This window comes from Xanthomonas vasicola pv. musacearum NCPPB 4379, assembly GCF_000277895.2.
Lineage (GTDB): Bacteria > Pseudomonadota > Gammaproteobacteria > Xanthomonadales > Xanthomonadaceae > Xanthomonas > Xanthomonas vasicola.
In genome coordinates this window covers 4,086,824-4,103,727 of record NZ_CP034655.1, presented here as the reverse complement: position 1 = coordinate 4,103,727, position 16,904 = coordinate 4,086,824, and the positions used below count along the sequence as shown (strand labels likewise).

14 protein-coding genes and 1 pseudogene are annotated in these 16,904 nt (G+C 62.8%); 2 read left to right on the top strand and 13 right to left on the bottom strand.

Annotated features, from left to right (window positions below; translation table 11 throughout):
- Positions 1 to 57: 57 nt before the first annotated feature.
- From KWO_RS18920 to KWO_RS18860, 13 genes and pseudogenes are all read right to left on the bottom strand, one after another.
- Complete coding sequence (locus KWO_RS18920) at positions 58 to 777, bottom strand: M23 family metallopeptidase (protein ID WP_010377060.1); 720 nt, start codon at positions 775 to 777, stop codon at positions 58 to 60.
- 2 nt (positions 778 to 779) lie between these two features.
- A complete protein-coding gene (locus KWO_RS18915) occupies positions 780 to 1,709 on the bottom strand; it encodes a L,D-transpeptidase family protein (RefSeq protein ID WP_026112663.1) in 930 nt (309 codons plus the stop codon).
- A 375-nt stretch (positions 1,710 to 2,084) separates the two neighbouring features.
- Positions 2,085 to 4,799 (bottom strand): TonB-dependent receptor, encoded by a 2,715-nt coding sequence (locus tag KWO_RS18910; RefSeq protein ID WP_010377055.1) that lies wholly within the window; start codon positions 4,797 to 4,799, stop codon positions 2,085 to 2,087.
- 132 nt (positions 4,800 to 4,931) lie between these two features.
- Positions 4,932 to 6,107, bottom strand: a complete 1,176-nt coding sequence (locus KWO_RS18905; protein WP_026113178.1) for a phosphatidylinositol-specific phospholipase C1-like protein — start codon at positions 6,105 to 6,107, stop codon at positions 4,932 to 4,934.
- Positions 6,108 to 6,242: 135 nt separating this feature from the next.
- Positions 6,243 to 8,201, bottom strand: coding sequence for an acetyl-CoA hydrolase/transferase C-terminal domain-containing protein (locus tag KWO_RS18900; protein WP_010381568.1), 1,959 nt, complete (start codon positions 8,199 to 8,201; stop codon positions 6,243 to 6,245).
- A gap of 273 nt (positions 8,202 to 8,474) precedes the next feature.
- Complete coding sequence (gene modC / locus KWO_RS18895) at positions 8,475 to 9,089, bottom strand: molybdenum ABC transporter ATP-binding protein (RefSeq protein ID WP_010381571.1); 615 nt, start codon at positions 9,087 to 9,089, stop codon at positions 8,475 to 8,477.
- Entirely contained in the window at positions 9,089 to 9,775 is a 687-nt protein-coding gene (modB, locus tag KWO_RS18890) for a molybdate ABC transporter permease subunit (RefSeq protein WP_017116572.1), read from the bottom strand. The genes modC and modB overlap by 1 nt, the downstream gene beginning before the upstream one ends.
- A 16-nt stretch (positions 9,776 to 9,791) precedes the next feature.
- Positions 9,792 to 10,568 carry a molybdate ABC transporter substrate-binding protein gene (gene modA / locus KWO_RS18885; protein WP_010381573.1) on the bottom strand — a complete coding sequence of 259 codons (777 nt, stop codon included), beginning with the start codon at positions 10,566 to 10,568 and terminating at the stop codon, positions 9,792 to 9,794.
- A gap of 68 nt (positions 10,569 to 10,636) precedes the next feature.
- On the bottom strand, positions 10,637 to 11,467 hold the full coding sequence (locus tag KWO_RS18880; protein ID WP_010381575.1) for an MBL fold metallo-hydrolase: 831 nt from the start codon (positions 11,465 to 11,467) through the stop codon (positions 10,637 to 10,639).
- A gap of 13 nt (positions 11,468 to 11,480) precedes the next feature.
- The gene (locus tag KWO_RS18875; RefSeq protein WP_010381577.1) at positions 11,481 to 12,251 is read right to left on the bottom strand and encodes a S1/P1 nuclease; all 771 of its coding nucleotides are present in this window, start codon (positions 12,249 to 12,251) and stop codon (positions 11,481 to 11,483) included.
- 269 nt (positions 12,252 to 12,520) lie between these two features.
- Entirely contained in the window at positions 12,521 to 13,135 is a 615-nt protein-coding gene (locus tag KWO_RS18870; protein ID WP_010381580.1) for an OmpW/AlkL family protein, read from the bottom strand.
- 118 nt (positions 13,136 to 13,253) lie between these two features.
- Positions 13,254 to 13,870: pseudogene (locus KWO_RS18865) on the bottom strand (OmpW/AlkL family protein).
- Between the two features lie 284 nt (positions 13,871 to 14,154).
- A complete protein-coding gene (locus KWO_RS18860) occupies positions 14,155 to 14,667 on the bottom strand; it encodes an SgcJ/EcaC family oxidoreductase (RefSeq protein WP_017113875.1) in 513 nt (170 codons plus the stop codon).
- 452 nt (positions 14,668 to 15,119) lie between these two features.
- Here KWO_RS18860 and gap point away from each other — a divergent pair, with 452 nt between their 5' ends.
- Together gap and KWO_RS18845 are read left to right on the top strand one after the other, a co-directional pair.
- Positions 15,120 to 16,121, top strand: a complete 1,002-nt coding sequence (gene gap / locus KWO_RS18850; RefSeq protein ID WP_003490161.1) for a type I glyceraldehyde-3-phosphate dehydrogenase — start codon at positions 15,120 to 15,122, stop codon at positions 16,119 to 16,121.
- A 257-nt stretch (positions 16,122 to 16,378) separates the two neighbouring features.
- The gene (locus KWO_RS18845; protein ID WP_026112664.1) at positions 16,379 to 16,795 is read left to right on the top strand and encodes a hypothetical protein; all 417 of its coding nucleotides are present in this window, start codon (positions 16,379 to 16,381) and stop codon (positions 16,793 to 16,795) included.
- Positions 16,796 to 16,904: the final 109 nt, after the last annotated feature.

Here is a 16,904-nt window from a genome sequence, read left to right as displayed (position 1 = left end):
CGAAAGGTCTGCACAACGCGCGCAGGCCCTTGGTCGTATTCATTCGGATCGCCTTTCTTAGTGCAAGGCCTGATCGCCGTGCAACGCCGGATAGGGATTCAACGCCTCTCCCTTCCACCATTCTTTTTCCGGCCCCAGCCGATGGATCTCGAAGTGCAGATGCGGGGCGGCGGGATTCGCGTTGCCGGTGCTGCCGACGTAGCCGATGACCTGGCCGCGCTTGATCGATTGTTTCTCTGCCAAACCGTCGGCATAGCGCTCCAGGTGCGCGTAGTAGTAGCAATACGTGCCGCCGGGCTCGAACTGGTACACGGTCAGGCCACCGCGGTCGCTGGTGAAGAGTTTTTCGACCGTGCCGTCGGCAACTGCCACAACCGGTGTGCCGGTTGGCGCAAGGATGTCGATGGCATCGTGCACACGGCCTTGGCTGCGCGCATCGGTGAAGGTGTCTTGCAGCTGGTTGGCGCTGATGCCTTGCACTGGAATCAGCAGGCTGCTGCCCGGGGTCGCGGTATCAGCAGTTGCCGTTGGCGTTGACGCCACCGGCGTGTTGGTTGGTGCCGCGTGGGTTGCTGACGCTGTGGCAACCGACGGTGTCGCCGCAGGTGCTGGAGCAGGCGCTGCCATCGCTGCGGCACCCGCTGCAGTGTTGTCTGCCGCCACTGGTGCAGTGCTTGACCGCGACTCCACCTTTGCTCCCGGCGCCGTGCGTTCCAGCCACCAATAGCCGGCTGCACCCAGCACGACACCCACCAACAATGTCATCAGCAATTTCATGCTTACTCCTGCATCACCACCGGCATCGACGGGCCCACCACACTGGCGAGATTGACCACGTCCCAGTTGGTCAGACGCACGCAGCCGTGCGATTGGGTCTTGCCGACATGGCCGGGTTCGGGCGTGCCATGCAAACCGTAATGCGGCTTGGACAGATCGATCCAGACACGGCCGACCGGGCTGTTCGGACCCGCTGGCAACGTGGCCTTTTGATCGCCCTTTTTCGCGTCCCAGAACAGTTTGGGGTTGTACTTGAACACCGGGTCGCGTGCGACGCCGAGGATCTTCCAGCGGCCGATCGGCAGCGGGTCATGCTTGCTACCGGACGACACCGGGAATTGCGCATACACCTTGCCGTCGGCATCGAATAGCCGCAGCGTCGAATCGGATTTATCCACCACCAGCTTTGCCGGTTTGGCTAACGGCGGCACACCATCAATGTTCGGCACCTGGATCACGCTGCCGGCTTTGCTCAGATCCACGCCAGGATTGAGTTGGCGCAGCAGTGCGGGGTCTGCATGGAAACGTTCGCCCAGTGCTTCATCGACCGAGGCGTAACCCAGTGCGGTGAGCTTGGCCTGTTCGGCCGGTCCTTTGGGAATGGGTTGGAACGGGCCAGCGACATCGGCGTCGGTGAGCGTGTACTGCACCAGGGCCGGCGTGGTGTCGGCCTGCAAGGCCTGCCAAGTGGCGTCATCCAACTCGCCGCTGACCTTGATGTTGTGTGCGGCCTGGAAGCCGGACACCGCGCGTTTTTGATTGGAGCCGCGCTCGCCGTCGATCTGGCCCGGCGAAAAATGTGCGCGATCCAACAACACTTGCGCGTGCAGATCCGAACGCGCCCCGGTGGGCACGGCCTTGCCCGCTGGAGCGGCGGCGGGTGCCGGGGCAGCGGCAGGCGCGGGCTGCTGCGCTTGCGCCAGCGCCGACAAGGAGGTGCCCAGTGCAAGGGCAAACAAGCAGACGCGAACGTAGGAGCGTGGTGGCATGTGCAGGTCCGAAAGAGGCATGCGCGCACCTTGCCGCAGCCGCCTGCGTTTTCTGCGTGAAATCGCTGCACCGGCCCTGACTGGGGAAAGCGGTGCGATGCGTCTGCCCTGCGAGTGGCCATGCATGCTGTGCACGACAGCGGTCGACTTCTTTGGTCGAGGACCGGGATACCAATGTCGCGGCATAACGATGAGGTCGCGATGCAGTTGCGCACCAGGCAATGCCAGTGCTCCATCCGCTACATCGCGCGCACGTAACAGCCGCAGCGGCGTCTTGCATACGCAAGATCACCACTGCAGCGTGCCTGCCGCTCCCGATCAGTAGGTGTAGCCCAAGGTCAGCATGTAGGTCCGCCCGGTTTGCACATAGGCACCGTCGGCGCCGGGATCGTAGGCCATGTAGCGTTTGGACTTACCCTGCGTTTCGTAGAAGGTGGCAGCATTGAGCAGATTCTTTGCCGCCACGCCGACATCGATGTGGTGCGGCAAGTGATAGGTCGCGTTGAAATCCAACGACTTCACCGGCTGCAGGTAGTAATTGAGCCGGTCGGTGGTGAGCCCCAGCAGTTGCAGGCCGGTGTAGTTGTAGCTCAGGTCGGTGCGCAGATGGGTGTCGTCGTAGAACAGGTCCAGGTTGTAGATGCGCTCCGGCGCACGCGGTAGCCAGGTCTTTTCCGGCTGATCACTGCGTTTGCTATCGGCTTCGCTGTGTTGCAGCGTGAGGTTGGCGGTGACGCCCAGATTGCTCCACAGCCCGGGCAATTGTTGCAGCCGTTTGCTCGCTGCCAACTCCAGCCCATAGAGCTTTGCGGTGCCGCCATTCTGCGGCATGGTCACCGGCACGCCGTTTTCGAACGTGGTGCCGGTTGGCACCAGGCCGCCCAGGGTGCTGTCGTTGCTGGTGGCCGATTGCGAGGTGTAAATGAAACCGTTGATGCGCTTGTAGTACGTCGATGCGCTGAGCACGCCGCCGCTGTGGTCGTAGAACTCGGCAGACAGGTCGGCATTGTCGGCGGTGCTCGCCTGCAGGTTGGGATTGGGTTTGGAAATGCCGACCACTTTTTGGGTGTCGTCGATCGAATACACCGTCTCGCCGGAAATCAGCCCAAACGCCGGGCGGCTGAAACTGCGCCGCACCGCCGCGCGATACACGGTGAGATCGTCCGGGCGATAGTTGATGCTGATGCCCGGCAAGACCTTGCCATAGGTGCTGCCGGTGCCGACGAAACTGCCGGTGCTGCCATCGCCGCTGGATTGCCAGGAATCGGCCGAGTACCGCGTCAATTCGTAACGCACGCCGGGCAGCACGCTCACCGCGCCAATGTGCAGCGCGGCCATCGCGTAGCCCGAATAAATTGCCTCGGTGCTGGAGGTGGTGTTGGCGTTGTAGTCGTTGGCGGTGTAATTGCCTGCGCCGTTCGGATCGTCAACATATTTGTACGGCAGCGCCTGCGCGCGCATCCAGCTGCGGTCCAGCAGTTTGAACGGCCCCGCGTAGTGGCCATCGAATGCGTTGTAAGTGATGCGGCCGGGGATCGCGCTCAGCGGCGCACCGCCGGCAGTGGGGAATGCGTAATTGGGCCCGCCAAAGTACGGACCGTTGGTGACGAAATTGCCATCCTTGTGGAAAAACGGATGGTCGTAGGCGCCGCGCTCTGAGTGATCGGCCGACAGGCCGAGCTTGACGTTATCCAGCACAGCGCCATCGACTTGATACGCGATATCGGTATGCGCGTTGAAGCGGTTGTCATGGCTGCCAGCATCGTGGCCTTGCACCTTCCACAACAGCGACGAATCCAGGTTGTAGAAAAAGTCCTTCAACGCCGGTGAACTTGGGCCGATGCTTGGGTAGGTCGGGTCGCTGAGGTCGAAGGCAAAACTGCCCGGCGTAAATCCATACAGGCTGGCGGACACGTAATCCGGCCGGCTGCGCGTGCCACGCCCGAACGAGGTGCCGTAATCGAAGTGCAAGCGATCGAGCGTGGTCTGGCCTCCCAGTTGCAAGGTGGCCAGCGTCTCGTCGATATCGTGCGTATTGAAGTACCCACCGCGTACCGCGGTGGGCTGGTTGCGATAGGTTTCCAGGCGTGCACTGGACTGGTCCTGCGTGCCCGTGACGCCGTAACTGCCGTAGATGGCACGCGCATACAGCGCGCTGGTGTCGCCTTGCCAATCCAGCGACAGGTTGCCGCCATAGCGTTCAATCTGGCTGGTGTAGAGGCTGTACTTGTAGCGGGTGCTGATCAACGGGCCGACATCGCGCAGGTCGGTGGCGTTGGCAAGCGTAGGGTCTGCCGGCACATATTTGCTGTTGGGCGCCGGTGCCTGCGCCATGTTGTTGTTCTTGCCGTAATAGGCCGATGCGTAGATGCCGAAGGCATCGCCTTGCCCGAATTTCCAGGCTAGCTCTTGCTGGAAGGTGCCGCCGCTGTCCTTGCCACCCAGGTGGTGGGCCAATGCGTTGAACTGACCTTGCGCGGTGCTCTTGGCATAGACGTCCTGACCGAAATCGAACGCATTGGGGGTGCGCATATCGATCGCGCCGCCGATCGAATCGCCGGGCATGTCAGGCGTGGGCGATTTGGAGACCTGCACCGACTGGATGCCGAACGGTGCCAGCATGTTCAACGAAATGGCGCGTGTCGACGAGTCGGTTTCCGGCATGCCAAACCCGTTGAGGGTGTACGCGTTGTAGCTGGCGTCCATGCCGCGAATGCTGACGTAGGCATTCTCGCCGGTAGTGGCCTGCCCAAGATGCATGTCGCTATAGGACGACAGCCCCGGCATATGCGCCACCACATCGGCAATGCCGCCGGATGGAATCGCATCAATTTCCTGCTTGCTCATCACGCTGTTGACGGAATTGGATAAGCGCTGTTCGTTGAGCGATCCCGGTGCTGCGGCGTGGGTGGCTTGCACGTTGACCGAGTCCAACGTGGTAGTGGTCATCTCGGCAGCGCACGCAAGCGCGGGTGCGGAGAGCACCACGGCAATGGCGCAGCTCAAACGATGGAAGGTGCTGGGGAACTGCATGCTGGGGGCTCGCGTGATGGGAGAGGGAAGTCCGCGCCCGATAAGCGGGTGCGGTGATAGATTGCCGACGCCTTCCATTGCGATAGGTCTGCTACGTGGGGATGGCTTGCGCTTGCGCGCGCATTGCTGCGCTCAGTGGCGCAGGTCGATGCCGTCGCAATGCGCGCTTGGGCGCTGCGGATTGCAACGCGCCACCGCATCGCCATCGAAGCGCACCACGTAGCCGTTATCGGCCGGCTCGTTGATCGGGAAGTCGGTGCTGAGCAATTGCGCGCCGGTGGCCAGCATGGCGTCGCGCCGGGACGTGTCGTTGTGCTGCGCTTCCTTCAAGTCTGCATCGGTACGCGTGCGCACCAGATAGCCGGCCTTGACCAGCTTCTTGATGTCATCGGCAGGGCCATCGTTGAGCTCCACGAAGGCTGCATCGTCCTCGCCCGGTACCGCATTGGTGAAACACACGCGGCCGCGCAGCGACGGATGGCCGGGCAGGTAGCTGGCGCCGGCAACACGTTGGTCGAGCAGGAATACCACCTTGCCGCGCGCCTGTGCTAACGATGGCCAGCCATGCGCGAGCACGCCAGCATTGAGCGTACGCGCGCCACCACGCACCTGATCTGGGCTGATGTAGTCACCGGGTTGAAACACCGAGCGCAATTCGGCATCCAGCGCATCCATCGCCTTCGCATCGAACGGTTCGGGTTGCACGGTGGGGAACGCCAACTGGATCGGCGACTGCTTGGTTTCGAGCAGGATGAAGACCGGCACATGGTTCGGGTGCTGCTTCGACCAGGTGCGGATTTCCTGCAGGCAGGCGATCAACGGTTGGCAGTTGCTGCGCTGGTCTAGATCCTGCACATGCATGACCTTGAAGCCGGGCTTGTCCATCAGCCCCGTGGGCGCGCTCGCCGGTGCGGCCGGCAGCCCTGCCTTGGCGATCTGCGCAACGATGGCCGGATGTGCGTAGCGCCCGCCCTGTGCATCGGCGAAGACGTCCAGTTCAAGTTGGCGCACGCCATCGTTAAGTTGCTGCGTCAAGGCGGGATGGCGGTAATCCAGCGCGGCAAACAGTGTCGGGTCCAGTTGCTTCAATAACGCCGCTTCGCTGGGCGCAAAGCCGGCGTGGTAGCTGTTGTGGCTGCCGATGTACTGCAGGTCGGTCAGGCGCGGTGCGGCTTGCGCGACAAGACTGCTCAGCAACAGCGCGGCGAAGATGGCGGTGCGCTGCGTCTTGCTTCGCTTTGCGCGCACCAAATTCGTTTTACGATCGAACCCTGACGTGACAGCAGTAAATACGCGAAAAAGATGCATGCAGCACAGCCGGAAAGCGACGAGGTCGCCATCATCACGGCCCAGTTTGACGCATATCTTTCCGCTGTGTGTCCGTGATGCGTCAGTGCTTGCCGCGGTGCGTTCGAGCCGGTGGCAAATCGCGGCACTGTTTCTTCATGACGCGGCGGTCTGTCGCAAGGCATAGATCAGCAGCCGCGCCTGCAGGCGATTACCAAGGCTGTTTGGCGCATCCAGTGTCATGCGTTGCAGGCAGGCAACATCAACGGCACCGGGCGCTTGGCGCGTGAGCAGTGCGCGGGCCACCGTGGCGATCTTTCCGCCAGTGCTGGCAGTTGCGCCCTTGAGCCAGTCCAATGCGGGCAGCAGACGTTGTTCGATCTTCGTGAAGTCGCTGCCGAGCGGGTAATCGGGCAGGCTGCCGTCGTGTCGAAATGGCGCCAGTGCCTGTTCCAGTGCCCATGGTGTGTTGCGCTGCGCGCGTACCGGCAGTGCCGGCGCTGTGCGCAACTTGCGCGACCGTTCCGCCTGGGCAAGCAATTCACCCTGGAAGCGGGCATCGCAGATGGCGGCCATTTCCAGCACGCAGTCCTGGTCGGTCTTGTGGCGTAGATCGGCGATGCCGTATTCGGTGATGTAGAGGTCGCGCAGATGGCGTGGAATGGTGGTGTGACCGTAGTTCCAGCGCAGGTTGCTGGCGGTGTGTGCGCCAGCCTCGCGGGTGGCGCGCAGCATCAAGGCGCTATGTGCCTGCGGCAGTGCATGCGCCATCGCCACGAAGTTGTACTGCCCGCCGACCCCGGACACGATGCGGCCATCTTCCAGCCCGTCGGAGACTGCCGCGCCCAGCGCGGTCGCCATCATGCAGGAGTTGAAGAAGCGTGCATCCTTGCGTTTCAAGCGGTTTAACGTCTCGTTGCCGCCGTAGAGCTGATTGATCTCGCTGATGCGGCGCATGCCGATCGCCGCGCGTGTCGGGGCATCCAGATCGCGCAGCCATTGATAGAACGCGGGCGAGCCGAGATAGAACGCGCCATGCAGGAACTCGCCTTCGGCGGCAAGACGTGCGTGGTCGGCTACGTCGGCGCTGCCATCGGCAATGCGCTGCATCAGCGGCAGATCGTCGTGCACCTTGCGACGGATCACGCCGCTGTCCACCAATTGCTTGAAGCCTTCGTTGAGCATCTCGCTGCAACCGTACAAGCCGACGGCAAACGGCTCCAGGCCGCCGCTGGCCTGCACGGCCGGGTGGTGTTCCAGTGCCGGATCCAGCGCATGCAGCACACGGCGATAGGTCGCGTTATCGGTATGCCGCAGCACCAGTGCATGGCTTAGTGCATCGGCCAGCGTGCCGATGCCAATCTGCAAGGTGCCGCCATCGCGCACCAGGGCACTGGCATACAAGCCGATGGCGTAGTCGACGCTGCTCACCGCTTGCCGCGGCAAGCCGAACAGCTGTGGGAACGGGCCTGGCAAATCGATGATCAGATCGAAGAATGCGGCATCTACCGCTGCGGTGCCTCCCATCCACGGCAACAGCGGATCGACTTCCGCCACCAGCATCGGGCGCGGCAAGCCGAGTGCCTGCACCGCGTCCAGCGTGTCCTGGGTGATGTCGTTGTTGCACGACAACGACAGCCGCGTGCTGCCCGGTTCGCGCGCCACTTTCTGCACGATCAGGTTGGGCGCGCGTTGCGCCACCGCTGCAGCGGCATGCGTGTAGTTGAGGCTCGTGTAGTCGGCCTGGGCCTGGGTGGAATGCAAGAGCCCGCCCGATTGCATGTAGAACTCTTCCACCTGCACATGCGCGGGCAGGGCATCGCGCAGCATGGCGTCGACATAGGCAAGGCGAGGGAAATCGTCACCAAAATGACGCGCGATGAACGCTGCGGCGAAGCGCGCTTCGAGTCCGGTACCCGGCTTGGGCGGGTTGAGCGATAACGCCGTGTAAATTGCCAGTGGCCGCGACGGCGTGTCCTGGATCTGCGCGTATAGGGCGTTCAACAGCCGGTGCGGCTTGCCGATGCCCAGCGGTGCGCCGACGCGCAGCGGGCCGTCGATACGTTGCAGGATCCGCTCCACGGCGGCGCTCAGGTCAGTGAGAGATTCGGTCATCCGCGCAGGGTAGCCGAGCCGGTCGTGTGCTGCCTGCCTACCAATACCCGCGCGCTATGGCTGACCGCCATCAATGCGGGAAGGTCTCCGGAATCCGGGTCGTGATCGAAGAGCGCGGCTTGATTAGGCCAGCTCACGCCTATCGCACGGCAACGCAATGGCACGCAGTGAACTGAGTGACTAATGAAGACGGACAAAGATCGTCCAGGCTGGCATCGATATCCATCTGAGAACACGTTACACGCAAACTCCGTATCAACGTGCAGTCCACCTTCAATCCAGCACATGCACGCTATCAGCAATACGCTGTACTTCATCGGGGTTGTGGCTGACGTAGAGCATCGGCAGGCGAATCTCGTCGTGCACGCGCTGCAGATACGGGATCAATTCTTCGCGGCGCGCCTGATCCAGTGCCGATAGCGGTTCGTCGAATAGCAGGATCGCCGGTTGCGCCAACAATGCGCGGCCAATCGCCACGCGCTGCGCCTCGCCACCAGAGAGGTTGTGCGGCCGGCGTTGCAACAGCGACGCAATGCCGAGCAAAGCCACCACATCGTCGAAGCCGAACGGCGCCGTGCCGCGCGCATGCCGGCCATAGCGCAGATTGCTGCGCACATCCAGATGCGGGAACAGCCGCGCATCCTGAAACACGTAACCGATCCGACGCTTGTGCGTGGGCAGGTCGATGCCTTGCCCAGCGTCGTACAGGCAACGCCCATCGATACGAATATGCCCAGCATGCGGGCGCATCAATCCGGCAATCGCGTTGAGCACCGTGGTCTTTCCCGCGCCGGACGGACCCACCAGCGCTACCACGCGCGCATCATCTTGGATGCGGATGTGGCGTTCGAATGTGCCGCGTTGTAGCTGCAGATCGATATCCAGCATCAGTCTTCCTCGCGCGGATGCGGCCGACGCACCAGCCACTCGGACAACAGCAACGCGGCCAGCGAAATCGCCAGCGCCACGCCCGCCAGCCGCCAGATGCCCAATTCCATGCCCGGCACCTGCATCAGCCCATAAATGGCCGACGACAAGGTCTGCGTTTCACCAGGGATATTCGAGACGAAGGTGATAGTGGCGCCGAATTCGCCCAGCGCCTTGGCGAACGCGAGCACCACGCCGGCGACCAGGCCTGGCCATGCCAGCGGCAAGGTGATGCTGAAAAATACCCGCCACGGCCCTGCGCCCAGCGTGGCGGCGGCCGCTTCCAGCCGGTGATCGGTTGCTTCGATGGAGAGGCGAATTGCGCGCACCATCAGCGGGAATCCCATCACCGCGCAGGCCAGCGCCGCGCCGGTCCAACGGAACGCGAACTGGATGCCGAAATGTTCCAGCAACCAACTGCCCACCGGCCCCTGCGTGCCCAGCACCACCAGCAGCGCATAGCCGGTGACCACCGGCGGCATCACCAGTGGCAGATGCAGTAGCGCGTCCAGCAAGGCCTTACCCGGGAAGCGACGCCTTGCCAGCAGCCAGCCGCAGGCAATGCCCGGCGGCAGGCTGGCGAGCGCCGCCACGATCGCGACCTTGAGACTCAAGCCGATCGCGGTCAGCTCTTCCGGGGTGAACATCGACAAGCGGCGTGCCTCAGTCCTTCAACGAAAAACCACGGCGCGCGAAGATCGCCTTGGCCGGCTTGCTTCCCAGCCAGCTCACGAATGCGGCAGTGGCGGGGTTGCGGCTGTTTTTCAATGCAGCAACCGGATACACGATGGCGTCGTGGCTGTCGTCAGGAAAGGTGGCGATCACGCGCACCTTGGCATCGGCACGTGCGTCTGAGCCATACACGATGCCCAGCGGCGCTTCGCCACGCGAGACCAGCATCAGTGCCGCGCGCACGCTTTCCGATTCGGCAAGACGGTTGCTGACGCTGTCCCATTGGCCGAGCTTGCGCAACGCAGCGGCGGCATATTTGCCGGCTGGCACACTGGCGGTCTGGCCAACGGCCAGGCGCCCGTTCTCGCCAAGCGCCTTGGCAATGGCGCCAGGCGTGCGCGGGTCCACGCGCAGCTTGCTGTTCGCCGTTGCGACCAATACCAGCGTGTTGCCGAGCAGGTTATGCCGCTGCGCCGGCAGCACCAGGCCACGCTGCTGCAGATAATCCATCCACTCCAGGTCGGCCGAGAAGAACACGTCCGCCGGTGCGCCTTGTTCGATCTGGCGTGCCAACGCAGAGCTCGCTGCATACGACACCCGCACCGGCGTGCCGGTCGCTTTCTCGTATGCGGCCGCGGCGTCGTCCATCGATTCTTTCAGGCTGGCAGCCGCAAACACCGTGACCGATGCGGTCTGCGCACTCGCCAGCATCGGTAGCGCCAGCATCAGCACGCACAACGCGCGCTGCCAAAAACCGATTATCCGCATAGGACGTCCTCATCAGGTAGACCCCGATCATAACGGCTGCGCGATGTGGCCCGCGTGGCGGGCATGCGCTAGCGCGACGGAACCACTCCCGTGCAGCGCCCCGCCTGAAGATTGGTCTGCAAGGCAGGCCGGATCAGCTTGGGCGCAGGCAAGCTGGCATCGCGCGCCTGCCGCTGCGCCACAAACACTTCGACATCCACACCGTCGCGCACATGGATATTGCTGCGCCGCTGTTCGCCAATGCTGGTCTGATGCGCCACCGCCCGCCCGCCCGGGCCGTAGTCGTGGCAGACGAATACACGGGTATTTTCCGGCAGTGCATACAGGCGCTGGATCGACGCAAACAACTTGCGCGCATCGCCGCCGGGGAAATCGCAACGCGCCGTGCCCGCATCGGGCATGAACAACGAATCGCCAGGAAACAGCGCATCCCCGATCAGATAGGCAATGCTGTCGCTGGTGTGCCCGGGCACCGCGATGACGCGTGCTTCGATATCCCCAAGCAGGAAGCGCTCGTCATCGGCAAACAGATGATCGAACTGTGAGCCATCGGCACGAAAGTCTTCCGGCAACGCGTACTGCGGTGCGAGGGTCCGCTGCACCTGGCGAATGCCTTCGCCGATGCCAACACGCGCCTGCGGCCAGTGCTGTTTCAGCCATTGCGCAGCAGACAGGTGATCGGCATGCGCATGGGTTTCCAACAGCCACTGCAGCTGCCATCCGTGTTGCGCGATGGCAGCGAGAATGGCTTGCGCCGTGTGCGTTTCAATGACGCCGGTATCGGCCACGTAGTCCAGGGCTGGGTCAATGACCGCCGCCGCACCGGTGGACGCATCGGCGACCACATAGGTGAAGGTGTTGCTGTCGGCATGAAAGAACGTAAGCACCTGGGGCTGCATCGTCGTCTCCACGTCAGGGGTTGGCCAGCGCCGCGTTGAGGATGGCAGCGAGCCGGTCTCCGGCGATGCGCAGCTGCGTTTCAGCGACCGGGCGGTAGGTGGCGATGTACGTGGGAGGCAACCCGTGCGCGCTCGGGTACACACCCGGCGTGATGGCGATCTTGCACGAGGCCTGCGCCCATGCCGCAGCCGGCGGTGGCAGTACTGGAGACACTGCGGCAGCTGCCGGTAATGCGAGCAAGCGTTGCAGGTAGGCATCGTCGCTCAGATGGCTGTTGAGCATGCCGCTGTCCCACAGCGAATGTAGGTTGCTGCCCTTGCCGTCGATCTGCAGCTGGAAATCGTTGCCGCCCTTGTCATGCGCATAGCCGGCGTGCATCGGCTGATGGATGTCGCCGACAAAATGCACCACGAACTTCAAGGCCTGGCGGCGCACGTCCAGCGGCTGTGTGCGATCTGCAAGCAGGGCGGTTTGCTGGTCGAGCGCGGCGATCACGCAATTGCCGTCCGGGCAGTCGCGTGACGGCGAATATGCGCAGTCGTGTTCGCCCAGATTGACGTAGTGCCATGGCCCGGAGCGCTTGCCCAGGCCGGGGTCGTGTTCGCGCAACGCATCTGCCCAGGAGGCCACGCCGTGCAGCGTCGGGTCGGGCTCGCCGGCCAGCAACTGCGCCACTCGCGCGCGTGCCTGTGGGCTCAGTTCGGTTTCGGCGATGCGCGCCACCAGACGGTGGCCTTGCGGGCCCCAGGCCAAGGCGGTGGTGGGGTGGATCGCGGCGGCCATCGCCGTCGCAACAACGAATGCTGGGAGGGAGAAAGTTTTCATCCCGCGATTGTACGCATCGGTCCGGGACGGTTTGATGGCGTCCCGGCCATGCGACAGCCACGCCTCAGCATGGCGCCGCCACTGCGTAAATCGGCGAGCAACACGTAGCGCGCGGTCCGTCGGGTGGATATGGATGGCACGCTCAGACCCGCAATGTGCGACTTGCATGCTGCACCGAGCACCGGCAGCGCCGTCTGGCAGTCGCGCAGTCGTGTTGTTGGCTGCTCTTAGTAATACACCAGGTACGACACGCCATAGGTCAGTGGATCGATGCGCGCCTTGCCCAGCCGCGCACCGTTGAAGTCAACGTTGCTGCGCGAATCGGTCCAGCGCGCATCCACGCGCAGGCCGCTGCGCTCGTTGAAGATGAAGTCCACGCCGACATGCGCGGTGGCACCGACCGAATCGCTGAAGCGCAGATCGCCATTACCAAATGTCGGCTCGGTATCTTTGCCCAGGAAGGTGGTGTAGTTGATGCCCACGCCCACGAAGGGTGAGACCGTGCCATAGCCGTTGATGTGGTACTGCAACAGCACGCTCGGCGGCACCGACCAATAGCTACCCACCTTGCCCACACCCTGCACTTGGAGGTCGTGCTTGCCCGCCACTGCGGCATGCACTTCGATCCCCAGGTTGTTGCGCAGGAAGTATTCGTAGGTGAACGACAGCGCCGGCGCGCCCTTGATCTCGGCCTGGATGCCGCCGAAGGTGCCGCTATTGGACTTGGGCGAGACATAGCCGGCACCGTAACCGGTCGTCCAATGACCGGCCGACTGTGCAAGGGCGGGTGCGGCCGAGGCGGCCAGTACGATGGCGAGGGCGGTGCGAGTCAGCGTGTTCATGGAATCCCCGGTAGGTCGGACAGACGGGCGACGTGACCGACCTGTCCGCAACTCCGGCGGTGGATGCACGTCCCTGTACGGCAAGTGTGCCAGAGATGCGCCGCCCACGCCGTGGGGATCAGAACCGGTGCACGTAGGCCACGCCGTAGACCAGCGGCTCGATATTGACCGTGCCAATACGGTTGCCGTCCAGGCGCGCCTGGGTATCGATATCGATCCAGCGCAGGTTGACGCGCAGCGCACCGCGGTCGCTGAGCTTGTAGTCAACGCCTGCATGCAGTGCCAGGCCCCAGGAATCGTCCAGCTCCAGCTTGCTGCCGGCCAGCGCGCCGCGGGTGTCGGTGCCGAACAAGCGGGTGTAGTTGATACCGGCGCCAACGAACGGCGAGAGCGTGCCTTGGGCGTTGAAGTGGTACTGCAGTGAGATCACCGGCGGCAGATGCTTGGTGTTGCCCACCCGGCCCAGACCGCGGATCGCAATGTCGTGCTCAAACGGCAGCGCCGCCAGCACTTCGACGCCCAGGTTGTCGGCGATGAAATATTCCGCGGTAAACGTGGGCTTGATGTCCTTGCCCACTTCCACATCGAGCGTGCCGCCGACCAGGCTGCCGTTATCGGACTTGGGGGCGACCTGGTGGGCACCGACGGCAACGGTCCAGTCGCCTTTGGATTGCGCCAGTGCGGGGGCGCTGACAAAGAAGCGGCGAGGCCGGCGAGCAGAAGGGTAGGGCGCATGCGCGGAGCTCTCATGGTGTGCAATGGATGTCGTAAGTCTTGGGGCTTGGCGCCGCCGCCTTGATCCTGATCAATTGGGCTGCGTGCTCAGGCGCGCGGGCCTGCGGTGGCTGCAGTAACAACCCGGACGGTGGGCAGCGTTACGCGCGTGATGGCGGTCGCAGCAGCGCATCGCGCTGATGGCATTACGCGATGCGCGTGGCACAGCTGTCGGCGGGGGAGTGACGCAGACGGCTGTGTGTGCTGGCGCCGACAGCGACTCGATGACCGGTGCGATGCAGCACTTACTTGGCTTTGGCGACCTTGGCTGCATCCACTTCCGGCATCGCCGAGCTGTGGTGATTGATGATCAGCCACTTGCCGTCGCGCTTTTCGTACACGGAGGTGTAGCGGGCCTGCACGTCGCTCTTCCTGCCGTCCTTGTCGGTCAGCGTGAAGGTGTACACGCCGGCATCCACGGCGCTGTCGTCATCGAGCAGGCGCACGGTGCGGTAATTGACCACGCCCTGCGGCTTCTTGGTCAGGAACAGTTCGAAGTAATTTTCGATCTGCTCGCGCGAGGCACGCACTTCGTTGGAGACGGTCGGCAGCAATACGCTGTCCGGGGCGTACAGATCGGCCACCTTGTGCGGGTTGCCGGTGGCCAGCGCCGCGTTCCAGGTGGCGAACAGCGCAGCGACTTCGCGCTCTTCGCCGCCGGCTGGCAACTTGGCCTTGTCGGTGTAATGCATCACGCCAGCAGCCAGCGCCGGGGTGGCAGCCAGAGCCAGAACCAGAGAGAAAAGTGTGCGACGCATGGGAATCTCCGTGTGATCGATGGGGGTGCCTCAGCAGGCAGGGCCGGTATCGAAATCCACGGGGTGCCGAAATTCTGCTTTTCGGCATAGCGTTGAATATGCTTTTCGGCGTATTGGATGTAGATTTAAGTAAATGAAATGCATGGGATATGGCTGGTTTCATCGTGCTGGATGAAATGGCGCTTCATGCGATTGACATGAGGTCATCTGGAAACGATCGGTCATGGATGCTGGCGCGCGGATTGGCCGGTCACGCGCGCTTACTGATGGCCGAGCGCAGTGGCAGGCCAGTCTTCGCGAAGCGACGCGTAGAGTTCCTTCACTGGCGAACCGCTAGCCGCTCTCAATCCCCAATCCCGGCCCGCAACAACACGGCCGCAGATAGGTGACGCTGCTAGAATGGCGTCCCCTTTCCATCCGCCGCGCTGTCGCGGCCGCAGGAGCTTGTGAACATGGCAATCAAGGTTGGCATCAACGGATTCGGTCGCATCGGCCGCAACGTGCTGCGCTCTGCGGTGCAGAACTTCGCCAATGACATCGAGATCGTGGCCATCAATGACCTGCTCGAGCCCGACTACCTGGCCTACATGCTGCAGTACGACTCGGTGCATGGCCGCTTCAAGGCCGACGTCTCGGTTGACGGCAACACGCTGATCGTCAACGGCAAGAAGATCCGCCTGACCCAGGAACGTGACCCGGCCAACCTCAAGTGGGATGCCGTCGGCGCCGATGTGGTGATCGAGTCCACCGGCCTGTTCCTGACCAAGGAAACCGCACAGAAGCACATCGACGCCGGCGCCAAGAAGGTGATCCTGTCGGCACCGTCCAAGGACGACACCCCGATGTTCGTCTACGGCGTCAACGACAAGACCTACAAGGGCGAAGCGATCATCTCCAATGCATCGTGCACCACCAACTGTCTGGCGCCGTTGGCAAAGGTGATCAACGACAAGTGGGGCATCAAGCGCGGCCTGATGACCACCGTGCATGCGGCCACTGCAACGCAGAAGACCGTCGATGGCCCGTCCAACAAGGATTGGCGCGGCGGCCGCGGCATCCTGGAGAACATCATTCCGTCCTCCACCGGCGCTGCCAAGGCCGTGGGCGTGGTGATCCCCGAGCTCAACAAGAAGCTCACCGGCATGAGCTTCCGCGTGCCGACCTCGGACGTCTCGGTGGTCGACCTCACCGTTGAACTGGAAAAGCCGGCCACCTACGCCGAAATCTGCGCCGAAGTGAAGGCACAGAGCGAAGGCGCACTGAAGGGCGTGCTGGGTTACACCGAAGACAAAGTGGTGGCCACCGATTTCCGCGGCGAAACCTGCACCTCGGTGTTCGACGCCGACGCCGGCATCGCGCTGGATTCCACCTTCGTCAAGCTGGTGTCCTGGTACGACAACGAGTGGGGCTACTCCAACAAGTGCCTGGAAATGGTGCGCGTTGTCGCCAAGTAAGTTTTTGGCTCAGTGATGAAAGAGGCCCCGGCATGCCGGGGCTTTTTTTTGCTATCAATTTTGTGTTTCTTGCACTGCGACGTCTTCCTCGGTCGCTCAGAAGTGGACTTTGCTGGACTCACGTGCGCTAATTTGCGTGCACGGCGTCCGTTCCCGTGTCGTGTACGAAGGATCGGGGAACTCCATGGATCGAGAGAAGAGTGATGAATAAGTTTCTGGCAGGCGCTTTGGCGCTGAGTGTGGTTGTTGCGTGTTCCATGCCGTCTAACAGTTGGGCTGCAAAAAAGCAGACCGGTACGCCGGCCTGGATGAATGCCGATGGCGAGGTGATCAAGTCGTCCGATGTTGAGGCGGGCTACGGCGAGATGGTCAAGGGCGTCAACGATTACGAAGGCGAGATCACCGGCAAGCCGGCGCCGGACAGCAAGTTCACCCAGCTCAAGATCGGCATGCCGATGAAGCAGGTGACTGATTTGATCGGACAGCCGACTGACCAAGGGTCGTATGTCACCGGCAAGGCCTTCATCCCGTTCTTTTACGGTGGCGACCGCTACCGTCATGAAATGGCTTACAAAGGCCAGGGTCGTTTGGTGTTTGCTGGCAAGTCGATGGATACCGGCGGCAACTTGATCTGGATCATCCATAACAAGAACGACAGCGGCTACCGCGAATAACTCGTCAAAAACGCCCGGTTCTCCGGGCGTTTTCTCGTATAAGGCGCGCACGGAATCACGCGTGCGGCTGCTGCTAGTCGGCTCTTCAACCAATCGCCTGATCGAGAGG